Annotated in this window: 18 protein-coding genes; 5 read left to right on the forward strand and 13 right to left on the reverse strand. The window is 58.1% G+C overall.

What is annotated here, in order from left to right:
• Window positions 1-619: 619 nt before the first annotated feature.
• The 6 genes from ACY4LX_RS14850 to ACY4LX_RS14875 all read right to left on the reverse strand — a co-directional run bounded on the left by ACY4LX_RS14850 (window position 620) and on the right by ACY4LX_RS14875 (window position 10,365).
• Window positions 620-2,863: a lipase family protein gene (locus ACY4LX_RS14850; RefSeq protein ID WP_463260373.1), complete on the reverse strand. Its 2,244-nt coding sequence runs from the start codon at window positions 2,861-2,863 to the stop codon at window positions 620-622.
• Window positions 2,860-3,660 (reverse strand): hypothetical protein, encoded by an 801-nt coding sequence (locus ACY4LX_RS14855; protein ID WP_463260374.1) that lies wholly within the window; start codon window positions 3,658-3,660, stop codon window positions 2,860-2,862. The genes ACY4LX_RS14850 and ACY4LX_RS14855 overlap by 4 nt, the downstream gene beginning before the upstream one ends.
• Window positions 3,657-4,505, reverse strand: a complete 849-nt coding sequence (locus tag ACY4LX_RS14860) for a DUF4123 domain-containing protein (RefSeq protein ID WP_463260375.1) — start codon at window positions 4,503-4,505, stop codon at window positions 3,657-3,659. The genes ACY4LX_RS14855 and ACY4LX_RS14860 overlap by 4 nt, the downstream gene beginning before the upstream one ends.
• On the reverse strand, window positions 4,502-6,541 hold the full coding sequence (locus ACY4LX_RS14865) for a type VI secretion system Vgr family protein (protein ID WP_463260376.1): 2,040 nt from the start codon (window positions 6,539-6,541) through the stop codon (window positions 4,502-4,504). Before ACY4LX_RS14865 ends, ACY4LX_RS14860 begins: the two co-directional genes overlap by 4 nt.
• Before the next feature lie 352 nt (window positions 6,542-6,893).
• Entirely contained in the window at window positions 6,894-8,516 is a 1,623-nt protein-coding gene (locus tag ACY4LX_RS14870; RefSeq protein WP_463260377.1) for an MFS transporter, read from the reverse strand.
• Window positions 8,517-8,718: 202 nt separating this feature from the next.
• Window positions 8,719-10,365 (reverse strand): GMC family oxidoreductase, encoded by a 1,647-nt coding sequence (locus tag ACY4LX_RS14875; RefSeq protein WP_463260378.1) that lies wholly within the window; start codon window positions 10,363-10,365, stop codon window positions 8,719-8,721.
• A gap of 121 nt (window positions 10,366-10,486) precedes the next feature.
• On the opposite strand from ACY4LX_RS14875, the gene ACY4LX_RS14880 reads away from it, so the two are divergent.
• From ACY4LX_RS14880 to ACY4LX_RS14895, 4 genes are all read left to right on the forward strand, one after another.
• A complete protein-coding gene (locus ACY4LX_RS14880; protein WP_463260379.1) occupies window positions 10,487-11,383 on the forward strand; it encodes a LysR family transcriptional regulator in 897 nt (298 codons plus the stop codon).
• Window positions 11,384-11,531: 148 nt separating this feature from the next.
• The gene (locus ACY4LX_RS14885) at window positions 11,532-11,747 is read left to right on the forward strand and encodes a DUF4287 domain-containing protein (protein WP_463260380.1); all 216 of its coding nucleotides are present in this window, start codon (window positions 11,532-11,534) and stop codon (window positions 11,745-11,747) included.
• A gap of 180 nt (window positions 11,748-11,927) precedes the next feature.
• Entirely contained in the window at window positions 11,928-12,326 is a 399-nt protein-coding gene (locus tag ACY4LX_RS14890) for a hypothetical protein (RefSeq protein ID WP_463260381.1), read from the forward strand.
• 34 nt (window positions 12,327-12,360) lie between these two features.
• The gene (locus ACY4LX_RS14895; RefSeq protein ID WP_463260382.1) at window positions 12,361-12,756 is read left to right on the forward strand and encodes a hypothetical protein; all 396 of its coding nucleotides are present in this window, start codon (window positions 12,361-12,363) and stop codon (window positions 12,754-12,756) included.
• 230 nt (window positions 12,757-12,986) lie between these two features.
• Here the strand turns inward: ACY4LX_RS14895 and ACY4LX_RS14900 are convergent, their stop codons facing one another.
• Genes ACY4LX_RS14900 through ACY4LX_RS14930 form a run of 7 tightly spaced genes read right to left on the reverse strand, consistent with a single transcriptional unit; the run spans window position 12,987 to window position 19,329 of the window.
• Complete coding sequence (locus ACY4LX_RS14900; RefSeq protein WP_463260383.1) at window positions 12,987-14,402, reverse strand: sensor histidine kinase; 1,416 nt, start codon at window positions 14,400-14,402, stop codon at window positions 12,987-12,989.
• The gene (locus ACY4LX_RS14905) at window positions 14,399-15,061 is read right to left on the reverse strand and encodes a response regulator (protein ID WP_149658401.1); all 663 of its coding nucleotides are present in this window, start codon (window positions 15,059-15,061) and stop codon (window positions 14,399-14,401) included. Before ACY4LX_RS14905 ends, ACY4LX_RS14900 begins: the two co-directional genes overlap by 4 nt.
• Before the next feature lie 11 nt (window positions 15,062-15,072).
• On the reverse strand, window positions 15,073-15,717 hold the full coding sequence (locus ACY4LX_RS14910) for a tetratricopeptide repeat protein (RefSeq protein WP_149658400.1): 645 nt from the start codon (window positions 15,715-15,717) through the stop codon (window positions 15,073-15,075).
• Entirely contained in the window at window positions 15,714-16,523 is an 810-nt protein-coding gene (locus ACY4LX_RS14915; protein WP_149658399.1) for an SDR family oxidoreductase, read from the reverse strand. Before ACY4LX_RS14915 ends, ACY4LX_RS14910 begins: the two co-directional genes overlap by 4 nt.
• Complete coding sequence (locus ACY4LX_RS14920) at window positions 16,510-17,184, reverse strand: TenA family transcriptional regulator (RefSeq protein ID WP_149658398.1); 675 nt, start codon at window positions 17,182-17,184, stop codon at window positions 16,510-16,512. Before ACY4LX_RS14920 ends, ACY4LX_RS14915 begins: the two co-directional genes overlap by 14 nt.
• Entirely contained in the window at window positions 17,181-18,662 is a 1,482-nt protein-coding gene (locus ACY4LX_RS14925) for an AMP-binding protein (protein WP_463260384.1), read from the reverse strand. Before ACY4LX_RS14925 ends, ACY4LX_RS14920 begins: the two co-directional genes overlap by 4 nt.
• Window positions 18,652-19,329 (reverse strand): thermostable hemolysin, encoded by a 678-nt coding sequence (locus tag ACY4LX_RS14930; protein ID WP_149658396.1) that lies wholly within the window; start codon window positions 19,327-19,329, stop codon window positions 18,652-18,654. The genes ACY4LX_RS14925 and ACY4LX_RS14930 overlap by 11 nt, the downstream gene beginning before the upstream one ends.
• A 187-nt stretch (window positions 19,330-19,516) precedes the next feature.
• Between ACY4LX_RS14930 and ACY4LX_RS14935 the strand changes: the two genes are divergently transcribed.
• The gene (locus ACY4LX_RS14935; protein WP_463260385.1) at window positions 19,517-20,077 is read left to right on the forward strand and encodes a cytochrome b; all 561 of its coding nucleotides are present in this window, start codon (window positions 19,517-19,519) and stop codon (window positions 20,075-20,077) included.
• Window positions 20,078-20,173 lie beyond the last annotated feature (96 nt).

Here is a 20,173-nt window from a genome sequence, read left to right on the forward strand (position 1 = left end):
TGGATTATCCGGGCAGTTTTCCGCACAATGCATTCCCTCGATAGCCGTTAGATATAGGCCCTAGAAACATCAGAGGACCACAGGCATAGAAATCAGAGTTGAATTCCTGGTTTTTGTACATCTTGCATACAGGCAGCATTAATGGGATTGGTAAAAACACAGCCCATAGTGTAATTCCGCACCACTCATACGTGGTTTCATCTCTGGTGCCGGTGTTTGGGTCAGGTGTCATTAGAGTGACGCCAATGCAGCCTGTTAGAGAGGCTGATATAAATGTGGAAAACATTATGTTTGTGAGTATTTTAAATTTATGCATATCCATCGCTTTGAAAATTCTCAATAGTTGATTGTTGTTACATGTTTTTAAAAAAGTGCTGATGCTTTTATTCGTGATGTAGGCAGATACCTTGGGCGTTCAATGCCAAGTTCAAACTCGCCAATTCTTCCCTTCATTGTCACCGCCGAACAGTATGAAACCCTCGACGGCTCTTCCAAGCATCAACACGTCATGATTTCTCATTGTTCCATTATTGGTGCAAGGATCGCACGATCACTCCGGTTACTCTGCGTTGGCTATTAACCAGAGGATCGTGCGTTGCCGCCTATCTTTCTGGGAGGATCATGAGTATGAATCCATATCGAACGCAGGTGATGTGCCCGGCTCGCGCCCTTCCAGTATGGCGGCAATGGCCTCGTCATCGCGAAACACCGGAGGCGGGGCCATTGCCAGTTGTTCTTTTACGGTGTTTTCGGGGTGGGCTTTCCAACGCGGCAGATTTTCTGTCAAAAATTCAGGTTTGGTTGCAGCTTGGCCGTATACCTCACTCTCGCTGGCTTTTTTGCCATGCAACTTGACCAGACGATCATGCGTTACTTGCATCTTGCCGATTTCAGCTATGAGTGCGTTGGACTCACGTTCATTGGCGCGCAGATAGGCATCGGGATGTGTTTCACGGGAGGCTTTTTCCAACTGGCGTTTCATGCTCTGGAGGGCGTCGTCAACCCATTTAAACTCACGTGTGGTCACCAACTCGCGGCGTAACTCCAGCGACTCTTGCCAGCGGCGTAGCGTGGCCCAGCTATTAGGGACGTAGCCCCCAACCATCAAGTGGTTGAGTATGTAAAGGAATGGCTCAAAAGCTCGATGCGTAGGCAGTCCATTTTTTTGCTGGAGTATTTCATTGCAGGCTTTATTGGTAATGCTTTCGCAGCCAGGCTCCCAGAGGATCTGTGACTTGCGACCGTCCTCAAGAGTCATCGGCATAAAGTGATGCAACTTGCCGTGGTGTGCATAAGGTGCGCCACTGAGATTGGCGACTCCGGTAAAAAATATCGAGATACCCAATGGCGCATTGACGAAGCTCACCGCGAGACCAGTGCCATATACCTTGGGTTTAGTGTCCATGCCGGTTCCGGGAACACTTGGGATCGGGTCGTTGTGATTGACCATGCGATGATGTGTCAGTGCTGCGGCACCGTCTACAAAGGTCTGGTCAGCGGCCCGTGGGCTGCCATAGGTGTAGAGCAGTAGGTCGTAAGTAAAACCTTCCCGGCGCCGCAGCATTTCAGCCAATAGCAATGCAATGGCACCGCCCAGACTGTGGCCGGTGATAATAATTTTTTGTCCGCTGTAAAATTTATCCAGGTAGGTTGTAGCGAAGTCGTATACGACTTTTGCCGCGCCATAAAACCCTTGGTGCGCTTGGCCAACACCCAAGCCCTCTTCAATAGGCACCTGTTGTGCATCAGTGTCCGTTAACAGATCCCACGGGAGCTCACTCGTACCTCGCACCGCAATCAATACCATTTCATCGTTGTGCGTGATAAAGGCTTGGCTATCGGTATTATTTTTCCGCTTGCCGTCATCGAAAAAGTGAATCGTTGAAGGACTTTCCTGTTGTTCACCTAAACCGGGGTCATTTACCTCAGGGTACAACTGCGGATCAAACGGCACGATTTCCAATCGCTTGGAATACGGCACGTCTTCATAGAGTGGGTAGTACGGTTTCTCCGCTTTCTGGCCCGCGTCCACTCGCCAGATTTCGTCCGCTTTGGCCAAAGCGTCACCGAACCAGTTGCCGCTGCTGGGCTGCAACGGAAAGGTCACGGTGCTACCCATTACAGGCTGTTCGTCTGGGTTCTGACCAAACGGGGTGTAACTCAAGGTCGCCATCAACGCCAGTTGGTACAGGTTGAGCGCGCAGAACTCGTTGTTGGTTGAGAGCATCGGGCGCAATGCCCGCAACGGGCGCACTTCCAGTACATGGTGTTTGTTCGACATCAGCGGAATGCCGAAACGTTTGGCCAGCTCAGGCTTATAGCCAGCCTTGCCTTTAACAGGTAGCGGTCGAAACAGCTTAAATACATGGAAGTTGGGTGGGAAATGGCGTGCGGCCAACGGCGGCAGGTGCGCTCCGTGCTCTACCAGCTCACGCACCTCCACCTGATGAAACGCTCCCGCATCCGCCTTGCCTTGTGCAGGGTTGGACTGTGTACGCAGGCTGGATTTATTGAAGAAGCGAGTTTTCTCGGCACGCACTTGCAGTTCAGTGATGCGCAGCGGGTAGGCTTTTCGCTCTATCAAACGCTCGTAAGGCTTTTCTACACCTTGATACGCTTGATTCAGCCGAAGCTCCACAGGGCCACAGTAGTGGTTCTCCACTTTGCCGGAGCCCGTCGCATCCAGCGTGCCATTGTAGATAATGTCTTCGTGATCGATGATCTGATAGGCCAGTCCCGCGTAGAGCTGGCCATCGCCAAACTCATCCACCAACTGAAAACTGGTCGAGTGTTCGCGCAATGGGCAAGCGAGGATTTTGCCATCCATGGATGGCCTATCACACTGAGGCAGTGTAAGACTCATGGGGTCACCTCCTTGTTTTCCGTACAACCGGGGTAAATGGTGCAGGTGTCACGACCATCCGGCATGCGGAAGGTGCTGAAATCCTTGTCGTTGCCATTGCAAAACGCATCTTGGTCTTCAAAGCTCTCGCCCATGCAACGCTTCCAGCCACCGGGCACCTTGATCCAGGTATCCCCCATAAAAGGCTCTTCCTCGGCTGCCTGCTTGATCTTCAAGCGCACGGTCTTACCTGGTAATTGATCCAAGGTGTAGGCTGCAAACGGATGACCTCGGGTCAATTTTCCTTGGGCATCGGTGTCTTTACAGTCCAGAATTTTTACGATGCGGCGCAAACTGCCCGATGTGCGAAACAACCACTGGCACTGGCCGTAAAACTCGCTTTCACCCGCAGCGTTAAAGATGTCCTTGTCACGTTCATCCAGCTGGGTGCGCACAGCTATTTTTCCGAAGTCACTCCCGAAGTCGCCTCGGTGTGTTCCATATTTCGCGTAGATATTTAGCTCAATGCTGTACAGCACTAATGGACAGCCGCTCACCGTTCTGTGCAGCTCGACTTCCGAGTCAGGCTTATATTCAGTTCGCCATTCCTCAACGTTGAAACCAATCTGAGTGTTTCTTCCGCCAGGAACAGTGCAGGTCTCACCCTTGGCCGGTACATAGTTGGCTCTTGCCGCATAAGCAAAGTTTGGCGGCAAATCGGCAGTAAAGATAAAGGTGTTGGACTTGCCCGTGGCTGAGCAGCCCACGGAGAGGGCCAGACAACTGCCAGCGATCAGGCTTTGAATGAGGCGTTTCATACGGGGGCATCTCCCTGCCAGTAGAGTTTTTCCTGGTACAAGCGATCAAAGTGCATCGACGACGTTTCATAGGGCTTGGGCAACCAGGCCTTGGGCAGAGCGTAACCCGACGCTTGTAAACTCTGCGTCAGTAAGAAATGAATCTGTTCGGGTTCCCGCCATTCCCAGGTGCGAGCAAGGTCAAGTTGACCATGCAGCCAGGTGTCCAGATCCTGCTGTTCGACAAGCTTGATCAAACTCTCCGAGTGCTCTCGCACCAGGTAGCGTCGGGCGTTATCGAACTGCTGGCCCGCGAAGGTGGCCTCAGGTATGGGGGTATTCAACCACGCCGGATCGGAAGGCCGCGGATGCACGCCTGGATCGAGGTTGTAGACGATCTTCCATTGGTCTGCTTGCCAGTAACACACGCTGGCTAACGGCCCGAGGTAATCCGGACGCTGCTCGGGTTGCAGGAAGTCCAGCGCTCGCCCAAGCACCCGATTATCGTGGAAACGATAGAGCGACTGGTTCGGTCGCTCTCCTACCACCAAACGATCCTGCCAATGGGTAGCCAGCGCATCGAGGTCGTTGTTTTCGGCGCTGGCCAGCCAGCCCCAGTTGCCCTCTGGCGCATTCAGTAGTGCCTGGAAGGTGGGATGTCCTGCCGACTCAAGTCTCAAAAGGTACGGGGCTATTTCCACCAATGAGTCCGCCGGCGTGCCGACGTACAGATTGCGGTACTGGTCGTTGCCCAGCCCGGCGATCAGTGAGTTGCGCTCTTCGAGTTGGCCATCAGAATCCAGCACCAGGTAGATCTGTCGTCCTTGCTCGGCTTGCGCTTGCAGCCATTTTTTTTGAGGGTTCATGCGTTCTCTCCCGTGCTGCATAGGCCATTGCGACATGCTTCGCAGAGCGGGCAATAGTCTGCAGCCTGTTGCTGGGCGGTAGTCACGATAGACAGTGGGCTGGCAATGCTCGCCAGCGGTGCGCTGAGTGGCGCGAGCGTCGTTGGTGTCGCCTGTAGCGCAGTTGCACCCGTCATTGGGGCACCACCAATCTGAATTTCGGTGCTGCTGAAGATGCCACCGGGGCCAATCACGATGTGCTGGCCACCCCCCTTCAAGGTGATGCTGACTCCAGCGTCGAGAATCAGGTTGGCCCCGGCCTTGAGGTGCACCTGCTGGCCAGCTTCGGCGACCAGTATTTGGCCTACATGGGTGTGACTGCTTCCAGCGACCTGCAAGTAGTCATTGGCTTTGAGGTCGACCTTACGATCAGCCGTGACAGTACGCTGCTCTTCCGCCTCCAGCACCGAAATACTGTTGCCTTTAATGGTTTCCCGGCGCTCATTTCCCACTTCCAATCGGCTGTCATGCTCGACCTTCTGCTCCATATCACGCTGAGCACGCAGATAGATCAGTTCCTGGCCGCTGCGGTCTTCAATCGACAGTTCGTTGTAGCCACCGCTGGCGGGCGAACTGTGGCTACGCAGGACCGTTTTGGTTTTGTTCGCGGGCAAGGGGTAGGGGACCGGCGTGACTTTGTTTGGCACGCAACCCGTTATCAGCGGATTGTCGGGATTGCCTTCCAGGTAGGTCACTACCACTTCCATGCCGATCCGCGGGATGGTTACCGAGCCGAAACTGTCTCCCGCCCAACTGGAGGATACCCGTAGCCAGCAACTGCTCTTGTCGCTGCCAAGTTCGGCGCGATCCCAGTGGTACTCGACCTTGACGCGACCGTACTCATCGCAAAATATTTCTTCCCCCGCTGGACCGGTGACACGGGCTGTCTGGCTGACCAGTACCGATTTACGCGTGACCAGTGGTGGGCGGTAGAACACGTCCCAGGGAATCGCGCGGAAGCTGTTGCGGTACCCCTGGGTAAACCCGTCTTCGGGCTTAACGTCGCTGGTGATTGATTCCTCCAGTGACTGAGGTTGCTTGCCCTCGTGCGTTACGCTGAGCAACAGCCACAACTCGTTGCACTGCGCTCGCGGGTGTTCGATCAGGTTAAAGAAGTGGCCGCTGCGCAGGAACGGCTGGTCGCTTTTACCCTCGGCCAACTGATAGTCGCTACGGTGTCGTTCCAAAGCTTGCCGGGCCAGCTGTTTGCCGAGCCTTTCATTTTCGATCAGCAACGGATAGCCATAATCCTCCAGCACCGGCGTGGCCTCGACCGCCAGTTGGCTTTCCAGCAACAGGCTTGGGCGTTGGAAGTCGTAGTCTCGGCGCGTGGCGGTGCTGGTGCGGGTGCTGAAGCGCATGGAGAACTGGCTGACGACCGGGTGATCCGCCGCCAGGCCAGCGCCTTGTTGATACGGTACGTCTCCCAGTTTGGGGAAGTAGGTCTGGTCGTCGGTGAACACCAGTTGGTGGCCATCCTGGCTGTGTTGGTGGTGCCACGAGATCCCATCCTCGCTGCACAAGCGCTGGATGAACTCGAAGTCGCTTTCACCATACTGGGTGCAGTATTCGCGCTCAGGGCTGGTGCTGACATGAAAGGTATATGCATCGGCCTGAATGCCGTGCCCATCGAGCACTTGGGCGACGATTTGCGGCACCGTCAGGTGCTGGAAAATCCGTTGGTTATGGCTGAACTGCAAATAGTGCAGCGCGGGCACCAACATCAGTTGATAACGGGTCAGGCGCTTACCGGCCTCACCCACAAAAACGTCTTCGATACGCCCATGAATACCTTCGCCATCCAGGCCGAATTGAAGGAAGGCGGGCTGACTGAGCAGGCTTTCCAGGTCGAAATCAGGGGACTCGCTGACGAGTTCTACCTGGATCGCGTACAGGGTGCTCATCGCTTCAGTGCCGTGAAAGGCCAGTACCTTGAAGTCGTTACGAACAGAGGGGATCAGTAACGTGAAGTGCGCAGCATTGGCTGGCGCGAACATACGCTTATCCTTAAGCGGAGAGGGGAGACAAAATGCGCAGCCCGAGCCATTCCTGGCCTGAACAAGCTTGAATTTCACCGCAGGCTAACAAAGCGGCGAAGGAATTGATGTGGGAACCGTCCTGAATAACCTTCCGAATTTTCAGCTATTCAGAATGTTTCTTTGGCGAACGAAAGGGACCGCGAAAATGAGGCTGCGTTCATCTCGAAAGGGCGCGCATCATACCTAACCCTTTGCCTATACACACAGGATGGTTTCTGAAGGGAGTTTTCTGAATAAAAAAACACCCCATCGAATGGGGTGTTTATTGGTCTGCACGGTTTCTTCTAGGCCCTTTTTTCGTCTGCGCCCGTCAGTTGGTATCCAGATCCACGTTCTTCGTCTCCCGCAAACAAATCAGCCCCACAATCAAACTCACTCCGGTAATCACCACCGGGTACCACAGCCCGTAGAAGATGTCCCCGGTGTACACCACCAACGCAAACGACACCGTCGGCAGGAATCCGCCAAACCAGCCATTGCCGATGTGGTAGGGCAGGGACATCGAGGTGTAGCGGATGCGTGTCGGGAACAGTTCGACCATCAGCGCGGCCAGCGGGCCGTAGCACATGGCGGAGATGATGATCAGCGCGACCATCAGCGCCACGATCATGGTTTTGTTGACCTGCTGGGTGTCGGCTTGCGACGGATAGCCCGCCAGGGTCACCGCGCCACGCAGGGCGGCTTCATCGTAGCCATCGATTTTCACGTCACCGACGCTGACTTGCACGCCGCTGCCGGCCGGGGCGGCGATGCTGGAGTAAGGCAGGCCTTGTTTGACCAGGAAGGTCTTGACCTTGTCGCACGGGCTGTCAAATTTCGCCTTGCCCACCGGGTCGAACTGGAAGGTGCAAGTAGCCGGGTCGGCCAGCACGGTAATCGGTGCCTGTTGGCGAGCCTGGTCGACCGCCGGGTTGGCGTAGTGGGCGATGGATTTGAAGATCGGAAAGTACAGCGCGGTCGCCAGCAGCAAGCCGATCATCAGCACCGGTTTGCGCCCGACCTTGTCCGACAGCCAGCCGAAAAAGATAAAGAACGGTGCGCCGATAATCACGCTGACAATCAGCAGACTGTTGGCCAGCGCCGGGTCCATTTTCAGGAACTGGGTGAGGAAGAACAGCACGTAGAACTGCGCGGCGTAGAAGGTCACCGCTTGCCCGGCGTTGATGCTGAACAGGGCGATCAACACGACTTTGAGGTTTTCCCATTTGCCGAAGGAGTCCCGCAGCGGCTGTTTGCAGAGCTTGCCTTCTTCTTTCATTTTCACGAAGGCCGGTGACTCGTGCAGGCTCAAGCGAATCCAGGTGGAGATGCCCAGCAGCACGATGGAAAACAGGAACGGAATGCGCCAGCCCCAGACTTCAAACTGATCGCCGGTGAAGTAGCGGCAACCGAGCACCACCAGCAACGACAGCAGCAGGCCGAGGGTGGCGGTGGACTGAATCCAGCTGGTGTGGAAGCCACGTTTGCCCATCGGCGCATGTTCCGCCACGTAGGTCGCGGCACCGCCGTACTCGCCGCCGAGGGCCAGGCCCTGGAGCATGCGCAACACCACAAGGATGATCGGCGCGGCAATGCCGATGCTGGCGTAGGTCGGCAGCAGCCCGACGCAGAACGTTGCCAGACCCATGAGGACGATGGTGGCGAGGAAGGTGTATTTACGTCCGATCATGTCCCCCAACCGACCGAACACCAGCGCCCCGAACGGCCGCACGATGAAGCCCGCGGCGAACGCCATCAGCGCGAAGATAAACGCCGTAGTGTCGTTGACCCCGGCAAAGAACTGCTTGCTGATCACCGCCGCGAGGGCGCCGTAGAGGAAAAAGTCATACCACTCGAACACCGTGCCGAGTGACGAAGCGAAGATGACTTTCTTGGTGCCGCTGCTGACGCCCGCGCTGCGCATGGCTTCCAGGGGCTGAACGTGTTCTGACATATCGGTATCCCTCACAGTGATTGTTTTTGTTGTTCCACTGTCGGCGCCGGCCTTGTGGGCGGGCGCCGCGTTTATCCATAAAGCGGGGTGTACGTACCGCAAATCTTCCTGTGTACCCATTCCCTGAAGGAGCAAGGCTTGCCCGCGAAGGCGTCCATGAAATCGCCATCGCGGGCAAGCCATGCTCCTACAGGTGTGTGATTCAGGCGTTACTTAACAGTTCCTTCTCCGGGGCGAAGCTCCTGGTGTCCGGGTTGAGGATCAACTGCGCCGCCTTCTCGGCAATCATCAGCGTAGGCGAACAGGTATTGCCTGAGGTAATACGCGGCATGATCGAGGCATCGGCAATGCGCAAACCGGGGATGCCATGAACATTCAGTTGCGCATCCACCACCGCCTCCGCATCGTTACCCATTCGGCAAGTGCCCACCGGATGGAAAATCGTCGTACCGATCCGCGCCGCCGCTTCGTGCAATTCTTCTTCACTCTGCAAGCTATCGCCCGGCAAATACTCGACCGGTTTGAACGCCGCCAGCGCCGGTGCCGCCACGATGCGCCGGGTCAGTCGAATCGCATCCGCCGCCACCCGCAAATCCTCGGGATGACTCAAATAGTTAGGCTGAATCAGCGGCGCTTCCTGCGGATCAGCACTGCGAATCTCGATCCGCCCACGGCTTTGCGGTCGCAGATCACACACCGACGCCGTAAACGCAGGAAACGCATGCAACGGCTCACCAAATCGCTCCAGCGACAATGGTTGAACATGGTATTCAAGATTCGCCGAAGCCTGCTCCGGCCCCGAGCGGGCAAACGCGCCCAACTGACTCGGCGCCATGGACAACGGCCCGCTGCGGTCATACAGATAACGCAGGCCCATCCCCATCTTGCCCCACACACTGCCGGCGATTTGATTGAGGGTGCGGGCGTTTTCCAGTTTGTAGATCAGCCGCAATTGCAGGTGATCCTGCAGATTGCCGCCCACCCCCGGCAGTTCATGCACCACGCCGATCCCCAAGCGTTGCAGCAATGGACGCGGGCCGATCCCGGAGCGTTGCAGAATGCTCGGCGAACCGACGGAGCCGGCGCACAGGACGATTTCCTTGCGCGCCTTGAAGGTTTTGGCCTGGCCTTGGTAGCGAGTGAGGACGGCAGAGGCGCGACCGTTTTCCAGCAACACGCGATCGACTTCAACGTCGGTTAGCACAGTGAGATTGGTGCGATTTCTAATCGGTTTGAGAAACGCCTTGGCCGCGTTCCAGCGAATCCCGGCCTTCTGGTTGACCTGAAAGTAACCGCAACCTTCGTTATCACCCTGGTTGAAGTCATCGATGCTGGCGATGCCGCTTTGCTCGGCGGCGCTGCGGAAAGCATCCAGAATCGGCCATGACAGCCGCTGACGCTCGACCCGCCATTGCCCGGCGGCGCCGTGAAATTCCGAGTCGCCGGCAAAATGGTTCTCGCTCTGCTTGAACAGCGGCAGCACGTCTTTCCACGCCCAACCGGGATTGCCGTCAGCCGCCCAACCGTCGTAGTCGCTGGCCTGGCCACGCATGTAGATCATGCCGTTGATCGAGGAACAGCCACCGAGCACTTTGCCCCGTGGATAGCTCAGCGTCCGGCCTTGCAGACCCGGTTGTGCTTCGGTTTTGAAGCACCAGTCAGTGCGTGGATTACCGATGCAGAACAGGTAACCCACGGGAATGTGAATCCACGGATAGTTATCGCGCCCGCCGGCTTCGAGTAGCAGCACCCGGTGTTGCGGGTTGGCGGACAATCGATTGGCCAGCAAACACCCGGCCGGCCCGGCGCCGACCACGATGTAATCGAATTCATCCTGAGAGGTCTGCATCCCTTACCTCGTATTGTTTTTGTTGTTGGACTTCATCCTAGTTGTTAGCTTTCGTATAAAGAATGTTAGTTTTTGCGCAGCCGCTGTGCGTTTTCAGACAGCGTAGCCCTAAGGAAGCCTGATGTTCGATTGGAACGACCTGCGGTTTTTTCTCGAATTACAGCGCAGCGGCCGCTTGCTCACCGCCGCCCGCCGCTTGAACACCACCCACGCCACCGTGGCCCGGCACATCGAGGCGATTGAAAAGAGCCTCGGCACCGCGCTGTTCGTCCAGCACGCCCAGGGCTACCAGTTGACCCCGGCCGGCGAAGCGCTGCTCAAGCACGCCGAAGCCATGGAAAACGTCGCGTTGCTGGCCCAGGAAGAAATCACCCAATCCACCGCGCCGCTCGGCAAAATCCGCGTCGGCGTCACCGAAGGCCTGGGCATCATGTTCCTCGCCAGCCGCATGAACGGCCTGTTCGAACGCTACCCCGGCCTGGAAGTGGAACTGGTCGCCGTGCCGCGCTTCGTCAGCATTCTCAACCGCGAGGCCGAAATCAGCATCCATCTCGAACGCCCGGCCGCCGACATGCTCGTCACGCGCAAACTCACCGACTATCGCCTGGCGCTCTACGCCAGCCAGGCCTACCTCGACCGGGCCCCGCCACTCAACAGCCGCGAAGACCTCGGCCGCCACGCCTGGATCGGCTACGTCGACGACCTGCTGTTCAGCCAGGAACTGATGTTCCTCAACAGCTTCTGCCGCAACCCCCAAGTCGTGTTCCACAGCACCAGCGTCATCGCCCAGCAACAGGCCGCACGCTCAGGGCTCGGGATTGCGGTGCTGCCTTGTTATATGGCGAGTGCCGATCCGGAACTGGTGCCGCTGTTGCCGGATGAGAGCATTCAGCGCAGCTACTGGATCAGTACCCGGCGGGAGTTGCACAAGTCGGTAAGGCTGCGGGTGTTGTGGGATTACGTGGTGGAGTTGTGTGAGCGCGAACAAAACCTGCTGCTAGGCCCCGATCCTCTGTAGGAGCGAAGCTTGCTCGCGATGGCGTCAGGTCTGGCTCACCGCGTTATTGTTATTCGCGGGCAAGTCGGAACGCCGCACCGCTCGTTCCTGCGGGGGATTGAATTTCAGGGAATAAAAAGAGAAGTTAAGCAAAAAAGGAGTTTGCACCATGACCGACGATACAAAAACCAAAGGCCCGGCGTCGTACTTCCCCTCCATTGAAAAAAAGTATGGCCAACCCATCGACCACTGGCTGAGCCTGCTCGAAACAGTGAGCGACAAGAAGCATATGGAAATGGTGGCGTGGCTTAAAACCGAGCATGGCATGGGGCATGGCCATGCGAATGCGTTGGTGGCGCATTATTTGGCGAGCGCTAAAAAGTGAGTGAGCAGGCGCCGAAGCGCGATCTCACTAATGTTTCGTAGAGTAAACGTTGTTTCAGAAATGATTCAACTTTGGTGGTTTCGCGCTATTAAATTTATCGTGAATTAATATATTCGCGGGTGTTCGTATGGCTACTATTAAAGCGTTGGATCCGTTGCGCTCATAACAAAGGGTCAGGTTATGAATAAGATAATTGTCTACTCGTTAGTTATGCTGTTCATGGCGGGCTGTTCATCTTCCGGTCATCAAGCTGCGGTTGATGCTCACGCCGATGCGCCCGCCAACGCAAAACAACTCAATGCGAGCGAGATTAACTCGACGGTGATAGGTCGCAAACATTCGAGTGTGACGTCTACCGGTTATCCCTTCTCTGAAACATTAAACCCTGACGGGACTGCGGTGATCCAGATCTCCAGCGAGTCGATGCAAAACGGTCGATGGGTTATCGTGGAGGACGTCATCTGCGTGACCTATCAGAAATATGGCAAGGAATGCAATAAGGTACTCAGTGACGGGACTACCCTCTGGTTTGTGGACAGTATGAGTAATAAAACCAATAACAAATTTACCCTTAAGTAAGTTCTATTGGCGTGGCGATCAGTAGAGGTGCGATATGAATATTAAACGCTGGAGTTGCATAGGCTTGACACTTGTCTTATATGGGTGCGCTCCGTCTGGTGGACATACGGTGAAGCCAGTTTCAGCTTCAGCCGTCGCGCTTGATGATGAACAAGTCCGCAGCACCTTGATTGGGAATAAACTCAAAAATATCGGTCCTTCAGGTTTGCCCTATTCTTTGAGTTTCAATGCCGACGGGACCGAAATATTCAAAATGTCTGGCAATGACCCCGAGACTGAACATTGGTCGGTCAAAGATGGGGTGATTTGTTTCACCTCGGTCAAGATTCCCCATGAATGTTATCGACTCAAGAAAGACAAGGATGACTACTGGCTGGTAGATCCGCAGACGGGAGCCGTTCACTACCATTACACACTGGCACCTCAGTGAGAGTGGTTTACCGGGGCGTCATTAAGAAGACGGATTAATCAACCCAGGAACTACCCCCTGCAGGAGCGAAGCTTGCTCGCGAAGGCGTCAAACCTGACACACCGCGTTATCGTTCTTCGCGAGCAAGCTTTGCTCCTACGGTGATGGCGTCAGGTCTGGTGCACCGCGTTATCGTTCTTCGCAAGCAAGCTTTGCTCCTACGGTGATGGCGTCAGGTCTGGTACGCCGCGTTATGGTTCTTCGAGAGCACGGGTGGTTCGCTGTAACGGGTCATGTGGCTGGCCGTCGGGAATTGACAGTGTCGCGCGCAGCCCGCCTTCCGGCCGGTTGACCAAGGTAATCCGCCCACCCAGGCGCGTCGCAATGGTGTTGACGATCGTCAGCCCCAGCCCGGCGCCTTGCGCATTTCCGCGACTGTAGAAGCGTTCGAACAAGCGTCCGCGATCCGCTTCATCGATGCCCGGTCCCTGGTCTTCGACACTCAGCGAATAGAACCCGTCAGCCTGACTTAACTGCACGGTGATCACGCCGTGTTCAGGGGAGAAGTTGGCCGCGTTGCTGATCAGGTTGTTCAGGGCAATGTCGATCACTGCGGCATCAGCGACGACTTTGAAAGGCTGATTGTCGACGTCGAACGCCAGCTCCAGATTCTTGCTCAGCAGCCACGGCGTCAGTTGAACCAGGCTGGCGCGTACGGTTTCGGCCAGGTCGATGCGATGCAGCACCGGCGCTACGGCTTTGGGTTCAAGGCGGGCCATGGTCAGCAGTTGATTGACCAGCCGAGTGGTGCGGTCCACCCCCGAAATCAGGAACTCCAGGGACTCGCGGCGCTCCTGTTCGGTGCCGGCCTCCAGCAGGTTTTGCGCATGCACCCGCAGCACCGCCAGGGGCGTGCGCATTTCATGGGCCGCGTCGGCGATAAAGCGGCGTTCCCGACCGAGTACTTCCTGAATCTGCGCGAGCATGCGGTTGAGCGCCGCTTGCATCGGTTCCAGCTCGCTGGGCAAGGGCGCCAGTTGCAGGGGTTCCAGCGAGCCACTGTGCCGCGCCCGCAAAGTCGCCGCCATATTCGCCAGCGGCTTGAGCCCCCAGCCAATCGCCAGCCAAACCATCGCCGCCAGAATCAGACTGCCCAGAATATTGGGCCACAAGGTATGGCGCACGATCCGGTCCACCAGGTCGGAACGCACGTCGTCCCGTTCGCCCACCCAGATGCGCAGGTTGTTCTGTTTGTCTTCGAGCATGAACGCGCGCCAGTGGCGGTTTTTCAGATCCACCACATCACTGAACCCCGGTGTGCCCGGTGGCGTGCTGAAGGTCGGCGCGCTCGCGGTATGCACCAGTACTTCGCCCTTGGGATTCCAGACCTGAAAGGCAATCTTGCTTTCATACGGATGGCCATCCACCCGTGGCATCGCTTCGCTCAGGGCCTGATTGAACGCCTGATACAGCTCGGCGTGTTCCTTGCCGGCCAGCGGCATGCGCATCACACCCTGCAGCAGTCGGGCGTTCTGGGCCAGTTGGGCGTCGTAGACCTCGGCGATTTCGTGGTTGCTGTCATGCAGGTTGAACACACTGATGATCGCCAGACCGGTCAGCAGCAAGCCAATGATCAGCGTCAGGGTACGACGCCGGATTGAGGTCATCGACGCTCCTCCACCAGGTAGCCGATACCGCGGATGGTGCGGATCAGATCACTGGAGAATTTCTTGCGCAGATGGTGGATATGCACTTCCAGGGTGTTGCTTTCGGCTTCTTCGTTCCAGCCGTAGAGCAACTGCATCAGGTGATCGCGGGTCATGACCCGGCCCGGCGGCGAGAGCAATTCATGGAGCAGTTGATATTCCTTGGGCGTCAGGGCCACCGGTTCACCCTGATAACTGACTTGCTGGGTGCCGGGGTTCAGACTGATGCCGGCATGCTCGATCAGCATCTGCGCGCGCCCGGCGCTGCGTCGCAGCAAGGCGCGCAGCCGGGCCTTCAACTCGGCCAGGTCGAAGGGCTTGATCAGGTAATCGTCGGCCCCGGCATCCAGCCCGGCGATGCGGTCTTCGGTGGCGTCCCGGGCGGTAAGGATCAGCACCGGCAGGTTGGAGCCACTGTCGCGCAGACGGCGCAGCACCTCCAGGCCGTCCATGCGCGGCAGGCCGAGATCGAGCACGGCCAGGTCGAAGGTTTCACTCAGCAGTGCATGCAAGGCGCTGCTGCCGTCCTGCAACCAGTCAACGGTGTAGCCCTCGCGCCCCAACGCCTGATGAATACCTTCGCCAAGGGCCACGTCATCCTCGATCAGTAATAAGCGCACACGGACTCCTGTCAGTCGAGTTTCTTGTTCACGTCCACCAGCAACGTTTCGATCTCTTTGCGCCGTCCCGCGTCAGCGACTTCCCGGCCCGGCCTCGGATCGGCTTGCAGGGCTTTTTGCAGGGCGACCCGAGCTTCGCTGTAGCGCTTTTGACGGTAGAGGTGATCGCCCCAGAAGTACAGACTATCGATGCCGTTCGGGTTCAGTTGCAAGGCTTGTTTTAGGAGTTGCTCGGCTTTGTCCGAATCGCCGAAACCGATGGGCCAGCCCGGCACGCGGTCATACAGCGCCGCGAGGCTGGTGTAGGCCGAGCCTTGCAGGGCCTTGGGGTCCAGGGTCAACGCTTTTTCCAGATCAGCCTTTGCCGCTTTTGCCTTGCTCAACGCGCCGAGACCACCCTGGGCGCCGGCCCAACTGCTGGTGACAATCCCGGACCAGATCCAGGCTTCGGCCGCCGTTGGTCGTTGCTGGGTGAACGCCGACGCTTGGGCCGCGAGTTGCTCGAAGGCCGCCGTGCGTTGCTCGGCGGCCACTTCGTACTGAATGTGCCCCCAGTTTTGCTGGATGCTGGCCAGGCGTTGCTGATCGGCAGCGTCCAGCGCCCAGACGGTGGGGCTCAAGGCTCCCAGTAAAAGGCACGCGATGAGTTTTTTCATGGTTTGAGGTTCTCGTTATCAGGCTTATGGCTCAGGCGACGGATCAGCGGCAATTGCTTGCGCAAACCTTTATCCACCAGGTTAGGCAGCAAGCTATTGAGGCGTACGAAAAAGCGTTCCGGCCAGCCCAGGTACAGGTCACGACGGTCACCGGCAATCGCGTGGATCACCGCCGATGCGACGGTTATCGGATCATCGACGTTAGCCTTCAGCGCATCGTTGAGGGCCTGGGCCGCCGGGCTGTTCATCGTCGTGCGGGTAGCGCGGGGCGCGACGTAGAGCACGCCGACCCGGGTGTCGGCCAGTTCCCGGCGCAGCGCTTCGGAAAAGCCGCGCAGGGCAAACTTGGTCGCGCAATAACTGGCATAACCGGCATAGCCGATGGAGCCATAGGTCGAACCGACATTCACCACCATCGCGCTGTCCGCTTGCTTGAGCAGCGGCAACATCAGTTTGGTCAGGCAGATCGGCGCGCTGACGTTCACCGCCAGCATCGCGTTGATCTCACTGTCGTCGAGCTGTTCGAGCATGGCGAAGTGATTGATCCCGGCGGCGTTGATCAACAGGTTGATGCCACCGATGGCCTCGGCGGCGGTCAGGACCTTGCGGCGGTCGGCGAGGAACGTCAGGTCGGCCGCGACCCAGGCCAGATGCTGCGGATAACGTTCCAGCAACGGCTCCAACACTTCCCGGTGCCGGGACACTGCCAATACCCGTGCACCGCTGGCGCACAGGGCGTCGGCGATGGCCAGGCCGATGCCGCCACTGGCACCGGTCAATACCACTCGAGCCTCAGACAGGCGCATGCAGGTTCTCCCCATCACGCGGCAAGCCGCGGAACATATCGGCGTAAAGCCGGTAGACCACTTTCGAGGCATGGATCACGGCAGCCTGGTCGGCCGGGTCATCGAGGGTGTTCATCAGCCGGCGATAGGTCTGCATGTGCTCCACATCCAGAGCACCGTGTGAGCTGAGGTAGCTGAAGGCGCTTTCCGGCAGGTCCAGACGCTGGCGAATGCTGCCCGCCGCGTGCGTGGCCAGGGCAATGCTGGTGCCTTCCAGCACGTTGACCATGCCGAACAGGCCCACGGGGTTGTCCCGGGCAATCAGGTCGTAGAGAAAACTCACCATCAGTTCAATTGGCAATGTCGGACGCCCGTCGCGCACCGCCTCCTTGTCACCGCCGCAGGCCGCGATGTCATCGAGCACCCACTGTTCGTGGCCGTATTCGTCTTCGATGTATTCGCAGACCGCTTTGCGCAGCCATTCCAGGCGCGACGGCAGACGGGCACCACAGGCCATCATCAACGGCACGGTATGGCGCACGTGGTAATAGGCTTGGGCGAGGAAGGCGCGGTAGCTCTCCAGGCTGACCTTGCCTTCAAGGGCATCACGAATGATCGGCAGGTTGAACAGTTCATGGCGTTCCTGCTGGGTGGCTTCTTGCAGCGTGTCGAAAAAGTTCATGACGCGGATTCCTTGGAAAGTGCCGATTCAGTCAGTGGCGCCCGGTAACGCTCAACGATGGCGTCCCGGCGCGGTCGGCCATTGGCGGTGAGCAAGCCGTTGGTGGGTGTGAAGGGTTGATCCAGGCGAGTCCAGTGATGGACCTGGGCGTAATCGGGCAAGGCTTCGTTGGCTTCGGCCACGGCAGCCGCCAGTTCGGCGTCGGTAGCGTCCGGGCGATGGGGCCAGAGCAGGGCGTGATTGGTTGGCATCGCTTCGCCGTAGACGAAGGCCTGGGCGATATGCCGTCGTTGCGTGAGTTCGGCCTCGACCCATTCGGGATTGACGTTGCGTCCGAAACTGGTGACGAACTGATGCTTCTTGCGCCCGTTGAGGTAGAGGAAACCCTCGGGGTCGAACTCACCGAGATCGCCGCTGGGCCACCATTCATCAACGTGTGGCGCCTCGCCCAGATAGCCGAGCAGGGGCGAGCCTTTAATCAGCACTTCGCCGTCGTCCGCCAGACGTATTTTCACGTGGGGCAGGGGCCGGCCGACACTGCCGGGGCGGCGTGCGCCTGGCCGGTTGAGGCACACCACCGACGCACACTCCGACAACCCGTAGCCTTCGTAGACCGGCAAACCTGCGCGTTGCGCGCGGTGCAACAGCTCTTCGGACACCCGCGCACCGCCGACCGCTGCAAAGCGCAGGGTGTGCGGGTTGAAGGCTTTTTGCTCGGCGGCGCTGACCAGCATCAGCAGCAGTTGCGGCACCAGAATCACGCTTTCGGGCGCACGGCTGGCCAGGCAACCGAGCAGCTTCGGCACCTCGACGCCGCTGGCGCCCTGGATGCCCAGGGTCTTTTGGCTCGGCACACTCAGCGTCGCACCGGCATACAACGCGGCGTAACAGCCGATGTTTTCCAGCAGGATCGCCAGGGGCAAGAGCGCCAGATGATGCTGCGGGTCGGTCGGTTTACTGGCCTGATCCAGTTCGCGGGCGACCTTAATGATGCTCTCGGCGCTGAGGCACACGCCTTTGGGGGTGCCGGTGGTGCCTGATGTGAAGGTCAGCTTGGCGGTGCCTGCGTGCATCGGGCTTGGGCGGCTGAAGGTCCGGCGCCAGAACTCCCCGTTTTGCTCATACCCGGCGGCCTGCAGTTCGGCTTCCAGTTCCGGTTCGGCAATCACCCGTTCGGCCTGGCTTTGCTCCAGGCAATGCTTGCGTTGCGCGGGGCTGAAAAACGGCGGCAGCGTCAGGCAGGTCAAGCCCTCGAACAACGCGGCCAGGTCCCAGAGCATCGCTTCGGTGCCATTGTCCAGCGCCAGCGCGACGACCTTGACGTGTTGGTCACGCAGGCGCTGCTGGCGGTAGACCACTTCAGCGTAGAGCGTGGCGTAGTCCACTTTCAGTTGATCGCCCCACAAGGCGATGGCGTGTCCCTTGCGTTCGGCATGGCTGCGCAAGGTTTGTTTGAAGCGCTCGACTTCAAGCGACATGGCTGGAATCCTCGATGGACGACGGCAAACCCAGGCGATTGAACATCCCGATGTTGCGCAAATGAATGAACCCGGCGCGGATGTTGCCGACATGGACCCAGGGTTTGCTTTCGTAGTAGCTGCCCCAGTTATTGCTGTCGTCACCCAGCCGCGCTGGGTCGGCGGCGCAGAGGGTGACCGGTTTCAGCCCGAGGCGATGAAAGCTGTTCACCAGGCCGATATTGCCGGTGAAGGCCACCCATTCCAGGCCACCCATGGCCAGCAGGTAGGTGATGGCGATGATGCTCAGGCGTGCGCTGCCGGTATCGCTGGCGGCCAGGTTGCCCACCTCGACGATGCCGGCGCGGTCCACCGGGCGGTCCGCAGCGGCGCTGATCAATGGATCGATGGACTCGTCCAGGTAACGCTCCAGAAACAGCGGCTCGTCATCTGCCCGTCGCACTCCGGCCACCGCGCAGAGCTCCCCGTCCGCTTTACTCATGCCAAACAGCTCCGGCATGAAATGGCGGATATCGGCCCCGTGGGCCTTGCGAAAACGCTGCTGGATATAGGCCTCGAAAACAGCGCGCTGAGGCTCATCCGGCAACGCTCTGGCCAGACTCATCGGCGGGGTTTCTGCTTGGCCGAAACGCAGTGGCAAAGGGATGTTCCAGTCGAAGTCAGGCATTGAATGGCGCCTCCCGGGATTAGTTTGGGAGGAGTATCAGAGGCATTTCTTAACGAAGTCTGAAGGTGGCGAAAGGATGTCACCCGGGCACCTTCAGATTGCCTTAAGGCTGGGCGGGCAGGGTGACGCCGGTCGAACCAGGCTGCGCGAATGAATCGCCGGCCATTCTGAATTCATGAGGCCCGTTATGACCCGCGATTCAATCGCTCATCGCTATGGAAAACTGTCGATCACCCTGCATTGGCTGATGCTGGCGCTGTTTGTCGGCGTTTACGCCTGCATCGAAATCAAAGGGCTGCTGCCCCGTGGGAGCTCGGCGAAAAGCCTGTTCCTGGGGTTGCATGGGCTGTTCGGCGTCAGCATTTTCGTGTTGGTCTGGGTTCGATTGCTCGGGCGCCTGACCCCGCGTCCACCGATTACCCCGGCGTTGCCCATCTGGCAGGCCGGCGTTTCGCACCTGATGCACCTTGCGCTCTATGTCTTGATGATTGTCACGCCAGTGTTGGGCTGGTTGACCCTGGCCGTCGCCGGCAAACCGATGCCGTATTTCGGTTTTGCGTTGTTCTCGCCGGTGGTGATTGATCCGGACCTGGCCAAGCAGATCAAGTATTGGCATGAACTGCTGGGCAGCACCGGGTACTGGTTGATCGGCTTGCACGCGGCGGCGGGGTTGTTTCATCACTATTGGGTGCGGGATAACACCTTGGTGCGCATGTTGCCGGGGCGCGGTACAGAGCGTCAGCGCTGATCGTCCGGCTCCGAGGGTTTCACCTGCCAGACCTGGATCTCTTGTAGGAGCGAAGCTTGCTCGCGAAGGCGTCGTGCCTGACACACCGCGTCATCG

This window comes from Pseudomonas sp. Emmai (assembly GCF_055179735.1).

Coding starts and splice junctions, on each gene's coding strand:
- ACY4LX_RS14915 (WP_149658399.1), bottom strand. CDS start 16,523: ATGCGCCTGTCTGAGGCTCGAGTGGTATTGACCGGTGCCAGTGGCGGC.
- ACY4LX_RS14880 (WP_463260379.1), top strand. CDS start 10,487: ATGTTCGATTGGAACGACCTGCGGTTTTTTCTCGAATTACAGCGCAGC.
- ACY4LX_RS14855 (WP_463260374.1), bottom strand. CDS start 3,660: ATGAAACGCCTCATTCAAAGCCTGATCGCTGGCAGTTGTCTGGCCCTC.
- ACY4LX_RS14925 (WP_463260384.1), bottom strand. CDS start 18,662: ATGTCGCTTGAAGTCGAGCGCTTCAAACAAACCTTGCGCAGCCATGCC.
- ACY4LX_RS14910 (WP_149658400.1), bottom strand. CDS start 15,717: ATGAAAAAACTCATCGCGTGCCTTTTACTGGGAGCCTTGAGCCCCACC.
- ACY4LX_RS14920 (WP_149658398.1), bottom strand. CDS start 17,184: ATGAACTTTTTCGACACGCTGCAAGAAGCCACCCAGCAGGAACGCCAT.
- ACY4LX_RS14875 (WP_463260378.1), bottom strand. CDS start 10,365: ATGCAGACCTCTCAGGATGAATTCGATTACATCGTGGTCGGCGCCGGG.
- ACY4LX_RS14870 (WP_463260377.1), bottom strand. CDS start 8,516: ATGTCAGAACACGTTCAGCCCCTGGAAGCCATGCGCAGCGCGGGCGTC.
- ACY4LX_RS14865 (WP_463260376.1), bottom strand. CDS start 6,541: ATGTTCGCGCCAGCCAATGCTGCGCACTTCACGTTACTGATCCCCTCT.
- ACY4LX_RS14935 (WP_463260385.1), top strand. CDS start 19,517: ATGACCCGCGATTCAATCGCTCATCGCTATGGAAAACTGTCGATCACC.
- ACY4LX_RS14850 (WP_463260373.1), bottom strand. CDS start 2,863: ATGAGTCTTACACTGCCTCAGTGTGATAGGCCATCCATGGATGGCAAA.
- ACY4LX_RS14900 (WP_463260383.1), bottom strand. CDS start 14,402: ATGACCTCAATCCGGCGTCGTACCCTGACGCTGATCATTGGCTTGCTG.
- ACY4LX_RS14860 (WP_463260375.1), bottom strand. CDS start 4,505: ATGAACCCTCAAAAAAAATGGCTGCAAGCGCAAGCCGAGCAAGGACGA.
- ACY4LX_RS14890 (WP_463260381.1), top strand. CDS start 11,928: ATGAATAAGATAATTGTCTACTCGTTAGTTATGCTGTTCATGGCGGGC.
- ACY4LX_RS14930 (WP_149658396.1), bottom strand. CDS start 19,329: ATGCCTGACTTCGACTGGAACATCCCTTTGCCACTGCGTTTCGGCCAA.
- ACY4LX_RS14895 (WP_463260382.1), top strand. CDS start 12,361: ATGAATATTAAACGCTGGAGTTGCATAGGCTTGACACTTGTCTTATAT.
- ACY4LX_RS14885 (WP_463260380.1), top strand. CDS start 11,532: ATGACCGACGATACAAAAACCAAAGGCCCGGCGTCGTACTTCCCCTCC.